At 56.9% G+C, this 14286-nt stretch carries 13 protein-coding genes; 9 read left to right on the forward strand and 4 right to left on the reverse strand.

From position 1 onward, the window contains the following. Positions 1–226 precede the first annotated feature (226 nt). From serC to JN756_RS09080, 9 genes are all read left to right on the forward strand, one after another. Entirely contained in the window at positions 227–1312 is a 1086-nt protein-coding gene (gene serC, locus JN756_RS09040; protein ID WP_026140261.1) for a 3-phosphoserine/phosphohydroxythreonine transaminase, read from the forward strand. Next, complete coding sequence (gene pheA, locus JN756_RS09045; protein ID WP_017848851.1) at positions 1312–2406, forward strand: prephenate dehydratase; 1095 nt, start codon at positions 1312–1314, stop codon at positions 2404–2406. The genes serC and pheA overlap by 1 nt, the downstream gene beginning before the upstream one ends. A 9-nt stretch (positions 2407–2415) precedes the next feature. Continuing rightward, positions 2416–3528: a histidinol-phosphate transaminase gene (gene hisC / locus JN756_RS09050; RefSeq protein WP_017848850.1), complete on the forward strand. Its 1113-nt coding sequence runs from the start codon at positions 2416–2418 to the stop codon at positions 3526–3528. Between the two features lie 28 nt (positions 3529–3556). Next, on the forward strand, positions 3557–5767 hold the full coding sequence (locus JN756_RS09055) for a bifunctional prephenate dehydrogenase/3-phosphoshikimate 1-carboxyvinyltransferase (protein WP_232591863.1): 2211 nt from the start codon (positions 3557–3559) through the stop codon (positions 5765–5767). Beyond that, positions 5764–6453, forward strand: a complete 690-nt coding sequence (gene cmk / locus JN756_RS09060; RefSeq protein ID WP_201022035.1) for a (d)CMP kinase — start codon at positions 5764–5766, stop codon at positions 6451–6453. The genes JN756_RS09055 and cmk overlap by 4 nt, the downstream gene beginning before the upstream one ends. Before the next feature lie 119 nt (positions 6454–6572). Then, positions 6573–8267: a 30S ribosomal protein S1 gene (rpsA, locus tag JN756_RS09065; protein WP_003218806.1), complete on the forward strand. Its 1695-nt coding sequence runs from the start codon at positions 6573–6575 to the stop codon at positions 8265–8267. A gap of 162 nt (positions 8268–8429) precedes the next feature. Then, entirely contained in the window at positions 8430–8714 is a 285-nt protein-coding gene (locus JN756_RS09070; protein ID WP_177030485.1) for a hypothetical protein, read from the forward strand. A gap of 131 nt (positions 8715–8845) precedes the next feature. After that, on the forward strand, positions 8846–9139 hold the full coding sequence (gene ihfB / locus JN756_RS09075) for an integration host factor subunit beta (protein WP_201022036.1): 294 nt from the start codon (positions 8846–8848) through the stop codon (positions 9137–9139). Positions 9140–9160: 21 nt separating this feature from the next. After that, positions 9161–9403, forward strand: coding sequence for a LapA family protein (locus tag JN756_RS09080; protein ID WP_201022037.1), 243 nt, complete (start codon positions 9161–9163; stop codon positions 9401–9403). A gap of 64 nt (positions 9404–9467) precedes the next feature. Here the strand turns inward: JN756_RS09080 and JN756_RS09085 are convergent, their stop codons facing one another. The 4 genes from JN756_RS09085 to JN756_RS09100 are packed head-to-tail and all read right to left on the reverse strand — an operon-like array spanning position 9468 to position 14275. Further along, positions 9468–10484 carry an MraY family glycosyltransferase gene (locus tag JN756_RS09085; RefSeq protein WP_201022038.1) on the reverse strand — a complete coding sequence of 339 codons (1017 nt, stop codon included), beginning with the start codon at positions 10482–10484 and terminating at the stop codon, positions 9468–9470. Further along, on the reverse strand, positions 10481–11440 hold the full coding sequence (locus tag JN756_RS09090; RefSeq protein ID WP_201022039.1) for a UDP-glucose 4-epimerase family protein: 960 nt from the start codon (positions 11438–11440) through the stop codon (positions 10481–10483). Before JN756_RS09090 ends, JN756_RS09085 begins: the two co-directional genes overlap by 4 nt. Before the next feature lie 2 nt (positions 11441–11442). After that, on the reverse strand, positions 11443–12621 hold the full coding sequence (locus JN756_RS09095) for a glycosyltransferase family 4 protein (RefSeq protein ID WP_201022040.1): 1179 nt from the start codon (positions 12619–12621) through the stop codon (positions 11443–11445). 7 nt (positions 12622–12628) lie between these two features. Next, positions 12629–14275: a heparinase II/III family protein gene (locus JN756_RS09100; RefSeq protein WP_236255093.1), complete on the reverse strand. Its 1647-nt coding sequence runs from the start codon at positions 14273–14275 to the stop codon at positions 12629–12631. Between the last annotated feature and the right edge of the window lie 11 nt (positions 14276–14286).

Here is a 14286-nt window from a genome sequence, read left to right on the forward strand (position 1 = left end):
GGGGGGCGGATGAAGATTCGCCCCTTGTTGTTTGTCACCTTTGAAATATCAATGCTCCCCCTGTAGGAGCGGGCTTGCCCGCGAAAATCGTCAACGATAACGCGTGCATCCTGGATAAACGCGGTGATCTTGTGTTTTTCGCGGGCAAGCCCGCTCCTACAGGCAGCGTTAGCAGTTAATATTCGATTTATTGCACCACCCCCACCAGATCAGAGTGAGATTGGATGTGAGCAAGAGAGCCTATAACTTCTGTGCCGGTCCCGCGGCGCTTCCTGAAGCAGTCCTGCAGCGCGCGCAGGGTGAACTCCTCGATTGGCATGGAAAAGGCCTCTCTGTGATGGAAATGAGCCATCGCAGTGATGAGTTCGTGTCCATCGCCACCAAGGCCGAGCAGGACCTGCGCGACTTGCTGGACATTCCCTCCGACTACAAGGTGCTGTTCCTGCAGGGCGGCGCGAGCCAGCAGTTCGCCCAAGTGCCGCTGAACCTGCTGCCCGAAGACGGCACGGCCGATTACATCGACACCGGTATCTGGTCGCAGAAAGCCATCGAAGAAGCTGCGCGCTACGGCAACGTCAACGTCGCCGGTACCGCCAAGCCTTACGATTACTTCGCGATTCCAGGTCAGAACGAGTGGAAGCTGTCGAAGGACGCGGCCTACGTACACTACGTGGCCAACGAAACCATTGGCGGCCTGGAATTCGACTGGGTGCCGCAAGTGGGTGACGTGCCGCTGGTGTGCGACATGTCTTCGGACATTCTCTCGCGGCCGATCGATGTGTCCAAGTACGGCATGATCTACGCCGGCGCGCAGAAGAACATCGGCCCGAGCGGCATCCTGGTCAACATCGTCCGTGAAGACCTGCTCGGTCGCGCCCGCTCGCTGTGCCCGACCATGCTCAACTACAAGGTCGCGGCCGACAACGGCTCGATGTACAACACGCCGCCGGCGTTTGCCTGGTACCTCTCGGGCCTGGTGTTCGAGTGGCTCAAAGAGCAGGGCGGCGTTGCCGCCATGGGCAAGCTCAACGAAGTGAAGAAGCGCACCCTGTACGACTTCATCGACGCCAGCGGTTTGTACAGCAACCCGATCAACCTGACCGACCGCTCGTGGATGAACGTACCGTTCCGCCTGGCCGACGACCGTCTGGACAAGCCGTTCCTGGCCGGTGCGGAGGCGCGCGGCCTGCTGAACCTCAAGGGTCACCGTTCGGTGGGCGGCATGCGCGCCTCCATCTATAACGCTGTCGATATCAATGCCATCAACGCGTTGGTGGCCTACATGGCAGAGTTCGAAAAGGAACACGGCTAATGTCTGAGCAAGAACTCAAGGCCCTGCGTGTACGCATTGACAGCCTGGACGAGAAAGTCCTGGAGCTGATCAGTGAGCGCGCGCGCTGTGCCCAGGAAGTGGCGCGGGTGAAGATGGCGTCCCTGGCGGAAGGCGAAGTGCCGGTGTTCTACCGTCCGGAGCGTGAAGCTCAGGTGCTCAAGCGCGTGATGGAGCGCAACAAGGGACCGTTGGGTAACGAAGAGATGGCGCGGTTGTTCCGTGAAATCATGTCTTCCTGCCTGGCGCTCGAGCAGCCGCTGAAAGTGGCTTACCTCGGCCCGGAAGGCACCTTCACCCAGGCGGCGGCGATGAAGCACTTCGGTCACGCGGTGATCAGCAAGCCGATGGCAGCGATCGACGAAGTGTTCCGTGAAGTGGCGGCCGGCGCGGTGAATTTTGGCGTGGTGCCGGTGGAAAACTCCACCGAAGGCGCGGTCAACCACACCCTGGACAGCTTCCTTGAGCACGACATGGTGATCTGCGGCGAAGTCGAGCTGCGCATCCACCACCATTTGCTGGTGGGTGAAAACACCAAGACCGACAGCATCAGCCGCATCTACTCCCACGCCCAGTCCCTGGCCCAGTGCCGCAAGTGGCTGGATGCCCATTACCCGAATGTCGAGCGCGTGGCGGTGTCCAGCAACGCCGAAGCGGCCAAGCGGGTCAAGGGTGAGTGGAACTCGGCGGCGATTGCTGGCGATATGGCCGCGGGCCTGTACGGCCTGACGCGCCTGGCCGAAAAAATCGAAGACCGCCCGGACAACTCCACGCGCTTCTTGATGATCGGCAGCCAGGAAGTGCCGCCGACTGGCGACGACAAGACCTCGATCATCGTCTCCATGAGCAACAAGCCCGGCGCGCTGCATGAACTGCTGGTGCCGTTCCACGACAACGGGATTGACCTGACGCGCATCGAGACTCGTCCTTCGCGCAGCGGTAAATGGACCTACGTGTTTTTTATCGACTTCATCGGCCATCACCGCGATCCGCTGGTCAAAAGCGTGCTCGAAAAAATCAGTCAGGAAGCCGTGGCACTCAAGGTGCTGGGCTCTTACCCGAAAGCGGTTTTGTGAGGCGTTAACATGAGTGGCAACTTCCTCGCCCTGGCGCAGCCGGGCGTGCAACAACTGTCGCCTTACGTTCCAGGCAAGCCTGTGGACGAGCTGGCGCGTGAGTTGAACCTGGACCCGGCGAAGATCGTCAAGCTGGCCAGTAACGAGAACCCTCTGGGTCCAAGCCCCAAGGTGCTGGCGGCGATTCGTGAAGAGTTGGCCGAGCTGACCCGTTATCCGGATGGCAACGGTTTTGCCCTCAAGTCCCTGCTGGCGCAGAAGTGCGGGGTCGAGCTGAATCAGGTGACCCTGGGCAACGGTTCCAACGACATTCTTGAACTGGTCGGTCGTGCCTATCTGGCGCCCGGCCTGAACGCCGTGTTCAGCGAGCACGCGTTTGCGGTCTACCCGATCGTCACCCAGGCCGTCGGTGCCGATGCGCGGGTGATTCCTGCCAAGGACTGGGGTCACGACCTGCCGGCCATGCTGGCGGCGATCGATGCACAGACCCGCGTCGTGTTTATCGCCAACCCGAACAACCCGACCGGCACCTGGTTCGATGCACAGGCACTGAACGACTTCCTACAGGATGTGCCGGAACATGTGCTGGTGGTGCTGGACGAGGCCTACATCGAGTACGCCGAAGGCAGCGACCTGCCCGACGGCCTGGATTTCCTCGCGGCCTACCCGAACCTGCTGGTCTCGCGCACGTTCTCCAAGGCTTATGGCCTGGCGTCGCTGCGCGTCGGCTACGGCCTGTCGACGGCGGTGGTGGCCGATGTGCTCAACCGTGTGCGTCAGCCGTTCAACGTCAACAGCCTCGCCCTGGCGGCGGCCTGCGCAGCGTTGCAGGATGCCGAGTACCTGGAAGAAGGGCGTCGCATCAACGAAAGCGGCATGCTGCAGTTGCAGGCAGGCTTTCGTGAGCTGGGCCTGGGCTGGATTCCGTCCAAGGGCAACTTCATCTGCGTCGATCTCGGCCAAGTGGCGGCCCCGGTGTTCCAGGGCTTGCTGCGCGAAGGCGTGATCGTGCGTCCGGTGGCCAACTACGGCATGCCGAACCACCTGCGCATCACCGTCGGTCTGCCGGCTGAGAACAGCCGCTTCCTGGAGGCGCTGGCCAAGGTTCTGGCCCGTGGTTGATGTCACTGCATTGCAACCTGCTGTGCCTATGATCGGTCGCCTGGTGGTGGTCGGTCTGGGGTTGATCGGTGGTTCCTTCGCCAAGGGCCTGCGTGAGAGCGGGTTGTGTGGCGAAGTGGTCGGCGTGGACCTGGACCCGCAATCGTGCAAGTTGGCGGTTGAGCTGGGTGTCGTCGATCGCTGTGAAACCGACCTGGCGCGCGCATGCCAGGGCGCCGATGTGATCCAGCTCGCCGTGCCGATCCTGGCCATGGAGAAGTTGCTGGCGGTGCTGGCCGGCATGGACCTCGGCCAGGCGATCCTCACCGACGTCGGCAGCGCCAAGGGCAATGTGGTGCGGGCGGCGCAGCAGGCGTTTGGCGAGATGCCCGCGCGTTTTGTGCCGGGTCATCCGATTGCCGGTTCCGAGCAGAGCGGGGTGGAAGCGTCCAATGCGCAGTTGTTCCGTCGGCATAAAGTGATTCTGACGCCGCTGGCGCAAACCGATCCGGCGGCCTTGGCCGTGGTCGACCGTCTGTGGCGCGAGCTGGGCGCAGATGTCGAGCATATGCAGGTCGAGCGCCACGACGAAGTGCTGGCGGCGACCAGTCATCTGCCCCATCTGCTGGCGTTCGGATTGGTGGATTCGTTGGCCAAACGCAACGAAAACCTCGAGATTTTCCGCTATGCCGCCGGTGGCTTTCGCGATTTCACGCGGATCGCCGGCAGCGACCCGGTGATGTGGCACGACATCTTCCTCGCCAACCGCGAGGCCGTGTTGCGCACCCTGGACACCTTCCGCAGCGACCTTGACGCCTTGCGCGACGCGGTCGATGCCGGGGATGGCCACCAATTATTGGGCGTGTTTACCCGTGCGCGGGTGGCGCGTGAACATTTCAGCAAGATCCTGGCACGCCGGGCCTACATGGAAACCGCTGTGAACGCCGACGACCTGACTTTCCTCGCCAACCCGGGCGGCCGCTTGAGCGGGCGTATCCGGGTGCCGGGCGACAAGTCGATCTCCCATCGGTCGATCATGCTCGGTTCGTTGGCCGAGGGCGTGACCGAAGTCGAAGGTTTCCTTGAGGGTGAAGATGCCCTGGCGACCTTGCAGGCGTTTCGCGACATGGGCGTGGTGATCGAGGGGCCGCACCACGGGCGCGTGACCATTCATGGTGTCGGGCTTCATGGTTTGAAGCCGGCGCCGGGGCCGATTTATCTCGGTAACTCCGGCACCTCCATGCGTCTGCTGTCCGGCTTGCTCGCCGCGCAGGCCTTCGACAGCGTGCTGACCGGTGATGCTTCGTTGTCCAAGCGCCCGATGAACCGCGTGGCCGAGCCGCTGCGGAAGATGGGCGCGGTGATCGAAACCGGGCCGGAAGGGCGCCCACCGCTGACCATCCGTGGTGGCCAGAAGTTGAAAGGCCTGACGTATGTGCTGCCGATGGCCAGTGCGCAGGTCAAATCCTGCCTGCTGCTGGCGGGCCTGTATGCCGAGGGCAAGACGTCCGTCACCGAGCCGGCACCGACCCGCGACCATACCGAGCGCATGCTGCGCGGTTTCGGTTATCCGGTAGAGGTCGTGGGTGCAACGGCGACGGTCGAGTCGGGCCATGCGCTGGTCGCCACCCATATCGAAGTGCCGGGGGATATTTCCTCGTCGGCATTTTTCCTGGTGGCGGCGTCAATCGCGGAAGGTTCCGAGCTGTTGCTGGAACATGTCGGCATCAATCCGACGCGTACCGGGGTGATCGATATCCTGCGGCTGATGGGCGCGGATATCCGCCTGGAAAACCCGCGCGAAGTGGGCGGCGAACCGGTGGCCGACCTGCGGGTGCGGGCGGCCGCGTTGAAAGGGATCGAGATCCCCGAAGCGCTGGTGCCGTTGGCAATCGATGAATTTCCTGTGCTGTTTGTGGCTGCTGCCTGCGCTGAAGGGCGAACCGTCCTGCGTGGTGCTCAAGAATTGCGGGTCAAGGAGTCCGACCGTATCCAGGTCATGGCCGACGGTCTGCTCGCCCTTGGCGTGAAGTGTGAACCCACCCCCGATGGGATTATCATTGACGGTGGCCTGATGGGCGGTGGCGAAGTGCATGCCCATGGCGATCACCGGATCGCCATGGCGTTCAGCGTGGCTTCGCTGCGGGCAACGGCGCCGATTCGTATCCGTGACTGCGCCAATGTTGCTACGTCTTTTCCGAACTTTCTTACACTGTGTGCCCAAGTCGGCATCCGTGTTGCCCAAGAGGCTCAATTGTGAATATCAAAGCACCGGTGATTACCATCGACGGGCCAAGCGGCTCGGGCAAAGGCACGATCGCCGGCATCCTGGCCAAGCGCCTGGGCTGGTGCCTGCTGGATTCCGGCGCGCTGTACCGCCTGCTGGCATTTGCCGCCCGCAACCACGGCGTCGACCTCACCAACGAAGAATCCCTGAAGCTGCTGGCGGCGCACCTTGATGTGCAGTTCGTCGCTGCGACGGAAGGTCATCCCCAGCGCATCATCCTGGAAGGGGACGATGTGACCGATGACCTGCGTAACGAACAAGTCGGTTCCTGGGCCTCCCAGGTTGCCGCGTTGCCGGCCGTGCGTGATGCGCTGCTGCAGCGCCAGCGGGCGTTTCAGGAACCGCCGGGCCTGGTAGCCGATGGCCGCGACATGGGCACGGTGGTATTTCCCGAGGCGCCGCTGAAGATTTTCCTGACCGCCAGTGCCGAGGAGCGGGCGCGTCGCCGCTACTTGCAGTTGAAGGGCAAAGTGGATGGTGTTAGTCTGTCGAGTCTGCTAGATGAGATCCGTGCACGCGACGAGCGTGATACCCAGCGCGCAGTAGCCCCGCTCAAGCCGGCGGCTGATGCCATACAGCTGGATTCCACGGAGTTGTCCATCGAGCAGGTGCTGGAACGCATCTTGAGTGAAATCGCTATTCGCGATATCTCCGGGTGACCAAGAAGTCTGCAGGGGACCAGTCATAGTCCTGCGGTGCTTCTTTTAATTGAAACTAACCCACACCGTCTGGGGCGTGGAGATGGGCGTATTCTTCGCCCTTATCAACAGGAATTAAAATGAGCGAAAGCTTTGCGGAACTCTTTGAAGAAAGCCTAAAAACCCTGAACCTTCAGGCAGGCTCCATCATCACCGGTGTTATCGTTGATATCGATTACCAAGCTCGCTGGGTAACCGTTCACGCTGGTCTGAAGTCTGAAGCACTCATCCCGCTTGAGCAGTTCTACAACGACGCTGGCGATCTGACTATCAATGTCGGTGACGAAGTTCACGTTGCTCTGGACTCGGTTGAAGACGGTTTCGGTGAAACCAAGCTGTCCCGTGAAAAAGCCAAGCGCGCTGAATGCTGGATTGTTCTCGAAGCAGCCTTCGCAGCTGAAGAAGTGGTCAAGGGCGTTATCAACGGTAAGGTTAAAGGCGGCTTCACTGTCGACGTTAACGGCATCCGTGCGTTCCTGCCAGGTTCTTTGGTCGACGTCCGTCCAGTGCGCGACACCACGCACCTGGAAGGCAAGGAACTCGAATTCAAGGTCATCAAGCTCGATCAGAAACGCAACAACGTTGTCGTTTCCCGTCGCAGCGTCCTGGAAGCAGAGAACTCCGCCGAGCGTGAAGCTCTGCTGGAATCCCTGCAGGAAGGCCAACAAGTCAAAGGTATCGTCAAGAACCTCACCGATTACGGCGCATTCGTCGATCTGGGTGGCGTCGATGGCCTGCTGCACATTACCGACATGGCTTGGAAGCGTATCAAGCATCCTTCCGAAATCGTCAACGTTGGCGACGAGATCGATGTCAAGGTTCTGAAATACGATCGCGAACGCAACCGTGTTTCCCTGGGCCTGAAGCAACTGGGTGAAGATCCATGGGTCGCTATCAAAGCCCGTTACCCAGAAAGCACCCGCGTGACCGCGCGTGTTACCAACCTGACTGACTACGGCTGCTTCGCTGAGCTGGAAGAAGGCGTTGAAGGCCTGGTACACGTTTCCGAAATGGACTGGACCAACAAAAACATCCACCCTTCGAAAGTCGTACAAGTCGGCGACGAAGTGGAAGTTATGGTTCTGGACATCGACGAAGAGCGTCGTCGTATCTCCCTGGGCATCAAGCAGTGCAAATCTAACCCATGGGAAGATTTCTCTGGCCAGTTCAACAAGGGCGATAAAATCTCCGGCACCATCAAGTCGATCACCGATTTCGGTATCTTCATTGGTCTGGACGGCGGCATCGACGGCCTGGTTCACCTGTCCGACATCTCCTGGAACGAAGTGGGCGAAGAAGCTGTTCGTCGCTTCAAGAAGGGCGACGAGCTGGACACCGTTATCCTGTCGGTTGACCCAGAGCGCGAGCGCATCTCCCTGGGCATCAAGCAACTGGAAAGCGATCCGTTCTCCGAGTACGTTCAAGAGAACGACAAAGGCGCAATCGTTAAAGGCATCGTGAAAGAAGTTGACGCTAAAGGCGCCATCATCACCCTGGCCGACGATATCGAAGCGACTCTGAAAGCCTCCGAAATCAGCCGTGACCGCGTTGAAGACGCGCGCAACGTTCTGAAAGAAGGCGAAGAAGTAGAAGCCAAGATCATCAGCGTTGACCGCAAGAGCCGCGTAATCCAGCTCTCCATCAAGTCGAAAGACGATGCTGAAGAGAAAGAAGCCATCCAGAGCCTGCGCGACAAGCCAGCTACCTCTGAGCCTTCTGCTGGTCCTACCACTCTGGGCGACCTGCTGCGTGCACAAATGGAAAAACAGAACTGAGTTCTGTCAGACCATAGAAAAAGGGCGACTTCGGTCGCCCTTTTTTGTGCCTGAAATTTGTTGAATCAACAACTTGGAGCCACGTAGAGCTGATCGGTGTCAGAACTGATTATAGTCTTTGGATAAGCTATTCCCGTGTTGCTGATTCAGTAAGGATTTTCAATGAACAGGCTCATCTTAGTGTTCGCAATGGCCATGCTTGCAGGTTGCGCCGCCACCAATGCCAAGACTCACGCACGGCATGGCGTCAGTGGCATCGAGATCGACTGCTCAGGCTTGGGTTCCAACTGGGAGAAGTGCGAGAAGCGCGCGGCTCGAGAGTGCAAGACGCAGGGGTACAAGGTCGTCACAAGGTCCAGTGACGCCAAGGACGAGGAAGGGGATTACTTGTTCGGCTGGAACCCGGCAGGCGCCGTTACCCGCACGATGCTGGTGATCTGCAATTGAGCGCGTAAGCGCTTGATAGTGAAGTCGATCTGGCGTGTAGATAAGTTATTGGATGGGCTGTTCAAATTCATCAAGTCATGCTAAAACCTTTGAAGCGCTTTTCCTAGCTGCTTGAAAAAGAAGGGAAAAATATGACGAAGTCGGAGTTGATCGAACGAATTGTCACCCATCAAGGGCTGCTCTCATCCAAGGATGTGGAGCTGGCCATCAAGACCATGCTTGAACAAATGTCCCAATGCCTGGCTACGGGCGATCGTATTGAGATCCGAGGGTTTGGTAGCTTCTCGCTACACTACCGCGCCCCGCGCGTAGGCCGTAACCCTAAGACCGGGCAATCCGTCAGCCTGGACGGCAAGTTCGTTCCGCATTTCAAACCAGGTAAAGAGTTGCGAGACCGGGTCAACGAGGAAGAGGACGAGGCTTGAAACTCGTTCAGGGAGTAAGTCATGAGTAGCTTCAAGCGCGTGCTTGGTATTTTGGTGATACTTTTGGTTTTGCTCTGCATTCTGGCGTTCGTGCTGGAGAACCAACAGGTGGTTTCTCTACGGTTTTTTGGGTGGGTCGTGCCACAGTTTCCAGTATCTGTCTTTATCGTGGCTGCCTTACTTCTCGGTATGACGGTGGGCCCTCTGGTTGGTTGGATTGCAAGCCGTACTATAAGAGCGCGACGCCGCAAGCATTTGGCTTGACTGCGTAAAGTGACGTCGCTCTGCTCATATAGAGACGGGAAGGCGGCTGCCATCCAGGAGTCGATCAGCAAATCTCTTTAGCTCCTGCCTTGAACTTTACCGCTAACGCAACTAGCGGTAGATAGGCCAGAAGTAGCCCAATTACCCCATCCAATATGTTACCGCTGACCAGCAGTGCCATGGGGAGCAGCCAACCAATATTGATTGCCGCCACCGTCAGGGTTACCGGCAAGTGTTTGCCAAACTGGCGTGAAGCAAATTGGTAAGCGTGGCTGCGATGTGCCTCATAAACTTTTTCCCCCCTCAACAAGCGGCGCAGCAGAGTCCAAGTGGCATCGGTAATAAACACGCCGAGCAGGATTAGCCAGCTCCAAAGGAGCTGCGGCGCAGTCCAGGCTGCCTGTAATGACAGTATCCCCAGCGTGACTCCCAAAAAGCCACTGCCGGCGTCGCCCATGAAGATGCGCGCTCTAGGAAAGTTCCAATACAGGAAGCCCGCAACCGCAAATGCCAATAGCAGCGGCAGCAGCGCCAAACGATCATATCCGGCAAGCCAATACAGCAGAGCACTGCTGAGACCGACACAAATTGCTTCGACGCTGGCTATGCCATCAATTCCGTCCATGAAATTGTATAGGTTTAACAGCCAGACTAAATAAACAGCCGCCAACACATGACCGACCCAGCCAAGGTCGATTGAAAACCCTAGTAGTTCCAGCGGCGGAAGTCCGCCAACCCAGAAAAGTACCCAAGCAGCCGCAATGAAATGCCCGAGTAGGCGCCAGCGAGCACCAATATGGCCATGGTCGTCAAGAAACCCCAATACTGCGATACCGGCACCGGCGCCCAAAAGCGCCCAGGCAAAAGACCAGGCGACGGCACCCAGGTTTGCAGTCAGTACCAGGGCAAGCAAAAAGCTTATAACGATCGATACTCCGCCGCCTCTGGGGGTCGGTACGACATGCGAACTGCGCGCGTTGGGTATATCGATCAGGCTTCTGGCGAGTGCGTAATGGCGCAAGGCACCTGTCAGAATAAGTGCGACAAGAGTCGCAGCCGGTAACAGCCACCACATATTCATTTAGCGTGTAGTTCCAAAAAATGTTTGCCTGTTTTACGCAGTGCGTCATCCACGCTGCACGGTGGTGTCCATCCCAAGAGTTCGCGAGTCTTGGAGATATCTACTTGTAGAGAGCCACATAATCGTTGTGCGAGAGCCCGTCGCCCCAATATGGCGGCTCCGGCTTCGAGCATCCAGGCGGGTAAGGGCAGCAGGTGTGCGGGCTTCCCGATAGCCTTAGCCATACGGCGTAACAACGTTGTAGTCGAGAGATCCTCGCCATCACTCACTAAAAAAGTTTGGTTTGCTGCAGCAGGGTGTTCGACACAGGTCACTATCAAGTCAACGAGGTTATCCAGAGCGACCAGGCTGCGTTGGTTATGGATAGCGCCAAGCGGCAATGGCAGGCCCTTATGCAGCCAGCGCATCATGCTGAGAAAGTTCGCCTGCACGCCGGGGCCATACACAAGAACGGGACGGATTATCACAACCTCCATCCCTGTTTCGTCTGCTAAGGCACGTAGACCGCGTTCGGCCTCCATCTTGGAGATACCGTAAGGGTCGGTTGGCGCCGTCGGACCATCAGCCGTGTAAGCCATGCCCCCCGTGGTGCTTTCTCCGTTAACTTTGATTGAGCTGATGAAGATGAAGCGTTTGACGCCGGCATCGGCGGCTTGCCGCGCCAAATGGAGGGTTCCATCAACATTGACCCGGCGGTATTCGACTAGCGGGTCGGCTGAGTTGTCACTCATGACGTGTACACGAGCCGCCAAATGGATCACTAGATCTTTGCCAGCCAGCAATGGCTGCCACTTCTGATCTGCGGACAGCCCGCTTATCTGAACCTGGTCAATGTGCAGATCAAACTCTGCATTCAGGTTGCGCATGGCAGCGGTGATCTTGTGTCGTCGTGCCAATAATGGGGGAACTAGACCACGACCAACGAAACCGCTCGCTCCTGTCAGGAGGATTTGCATGATCAAGTAGTCTCTAGGAGTGAAAGAACGTCTTCTGACATTTCACGCATGATACTACTGCGATCGAAATGTTCTACGAAGGCATGGCGGGGGCTGGTCGCGATAGTCAAGGTTTCGAGGGCCTTTACCCCGGCGGCGACATCGCAAGGCTCAAAGACAGCCGCGTTTTCGATATGCATGGAAACAAAATTCGCCGCATAACCGGATATGCCGGCCCAGATCGGCTTGCCCAGCGCAGCGTATTCGAACAGTTTCGACGGTAAAACTTTGCGAAACGCATCATAGTCGTTCAAGTGTAGAAAGAGCACATCCGCAGACTGATAAATCTGAATCAACTCATCGCGCTTGACGGGGGTTAATAATTCAACATTAGTACATCCTTGCGCCGTAATGGCTTCTCTTAGAAGCGCCAGCCGGCCTCCGTCACCGATTACCCGAAATCGCAACACGCCTTCGAGCTGTTTTGCTAAAAACGGGACGATATGATGTAGGCCCTGGCCTTCACCAATGTTCCCGGCATAGACGACGTCCATCACCTTCGGCGAGCTAACTGTGGTTTCCAACGGCTGGGCGCTCAAGAACTCGCTGTCGATGCCGTTTGTAAAAAATGAATAGCTCTGGTCTGGATAGCGTGATTTGAAGTACGGATAAAATCCTTCAGAAACCAGATTCACCTTTTTCGCTGAGGTGATGGCAAATCTTTCGAGTAGCGAAAGTATTGGCTTCATTAGCCGAACCAGTTTCTTCGGTAAAACATCTTTGATCGTATCAACAAAAATATCGCGAATGTCTAAATAAAGCGGAGCTTTTTGTTTGCGTGCGATGAGGGCGCCCAGCACTGCCGTCATAAGGCGTGAAGAGGTGGCATAGACAAGGTCATGGCGCTTGTCTTTTATTATTTTGCGCACAGTATTTGCGTAAACCAGAAAAGCCTTGGCTTGATCAATCATTCCGCTTTTGTGGGCGGGCAGGGCGACTCTTCGCACCGTCAGGCGAGGATGCTCTTCCAGTTCCGGCGCTGCGCTAGTGAAGGTGCTATAGCGGTTTGGCAGGGTTGTAATCAATTCGATATGAGCATCCACTGGCAGTCGCTTGAGCAGCGCGTCTACCAACGCGGTTGAGCGAAAGGAGCCCGCCGAAAGGTCAGGTTGGTAATAGAAGCTCAAAATTAAAAGTTTCAAATAAACCTCACCAGGTTATACGAGTGCTCAGCACGGTGGATGACAGTTCAGCAATGATGCATTGGTTTGGAATTGATTCACCGAATGCTGGATGCCACGTAGTAGAAATCAAGCTGACACTTTTCGCGCCTTGTACGGTAGCGACGGCGACCTGACCTCCTGGGAGCGTTAACGTAAAGGTGTCGCCATTTTGAATAATCTTGACTTCGGGGTGTACGTAGAGCCTGGCTAATGCTCGGTTGAAATCGCCTGTGACCGAATCGCGGATTTGTAATTCGCCCGGTGTAGCTATCCATTCACGCGTGTGCAGATTTTTGCCTTTCAATCGCTGGTAGCCATCGTGGCTGCTGCGAATACGCACGGCGTTTTCATTTTGTTCGATCAAGCTCAGTGTCGTTCGTGCTCGGCGTGCGACCCTGAAGCCTGCCCATACTTCAGATGAATTTTCATCATTAACGTCGACTGTATTGTGTGCCGCAGTACTGCGTTGGCGATGACGTTCGGAGTCTTCACCGTATTGCGAGGTTCCGGAGTTAACGAACACTCGATGCCCAAACAAACTGAGTTCGAAGCTCAAGGTGTCCGCGTGGGTATGTCCGGGTTGATAGTCGGGGGCTACTTGTGTCAGGTTCAAAAGCGCCTTGCTGGCGTCACTGAAATTAACCGCCACGTAACCACTTTCGATATGATGTTCTGCGTAAACAGCCAGGGGCTTTGGCTTGTTGTTCGCTGGTAAACACCCCAGTTCGCTGGCATACATTTCAATATTGCCTAATGTTGGGGCAATACCCAATGCCGAGTCGTTAAAAAATGGTATATCCCCATCCGGGTGCTGGAGGCTGCGCAGCCAGACGATGCCCTTTTTAATAATTTGTTTCCACTCGGGAAGGCGTGTTCTTAGTGTTGGTATTGCAGTATGAGTGGCTAAATTCACTAAGTCACACATGTCCCAAAGCAAGGACGCGTGGTACATGGGGGATAGTTCAAAATGCGCGCCATCAGCCAAAAACTGCTCTTTGACCTCTGTGTCCAGTATCTTCAATCCGGCAGATTGCCAACGTTCAGCATCTGCACCATCTAAGAAGCAGCCGCCAAATAGCAGCGCCTTACCATTCACAAATATATGGTTGGCGAGGATGTGGTGTTCAACCTGCTTTGAGAGTGCATGGCATTGTATGGCCAGGCTATCCAGCCACTTCGGCTCAAGGGTGGGCTGCTGATTGAACCATTTAATGAGGTTCACAATGCGCAGTGAAAGTGTATAAGGCTCCCAGCCGCAACCTGCATAGGGTGGGTTGCCGGCAATCCAGCTGTTTACCAAGGTTCTATCAAAATCAGGTCGTGTGCGGTCTGATGACACGAGGTGATCAAGGTAGTGCAGGTTGTACTGCCAGATCTTCGGGCGCTGTTGATTGTTCCACTCAAACGGTGCTTTAAGGCCCATAAATTCAAACTGTTCGTCAGCTGTAAAGTGCGAAGAACTCCAGTGCGGTGGATTAGCTAAGCCGAAACTCGTCCGTTTGACAGGTGTGGGGGCAGTAAAAGAACTGATTTTAGCGTAACGGTAATACAGTCGATAGAAAATCTGCTTCATCCGCAACAGTTTTACCGTATGGTAGAGCTTTAGTAGTCGATGCATTAACGTATTGCCCATGAGAACCACTT

This window comes from Pseudomonas sp. Y39-6 (genome assembly GCF_023651955.1).
Classification (GTDB): Bacteria; Pseudomonadota; Gammaproteobacteria; order Pseudomonadales; family Pseudomonadaceae; genus Aquipseudomonas; species Aquipseudomonas veronii.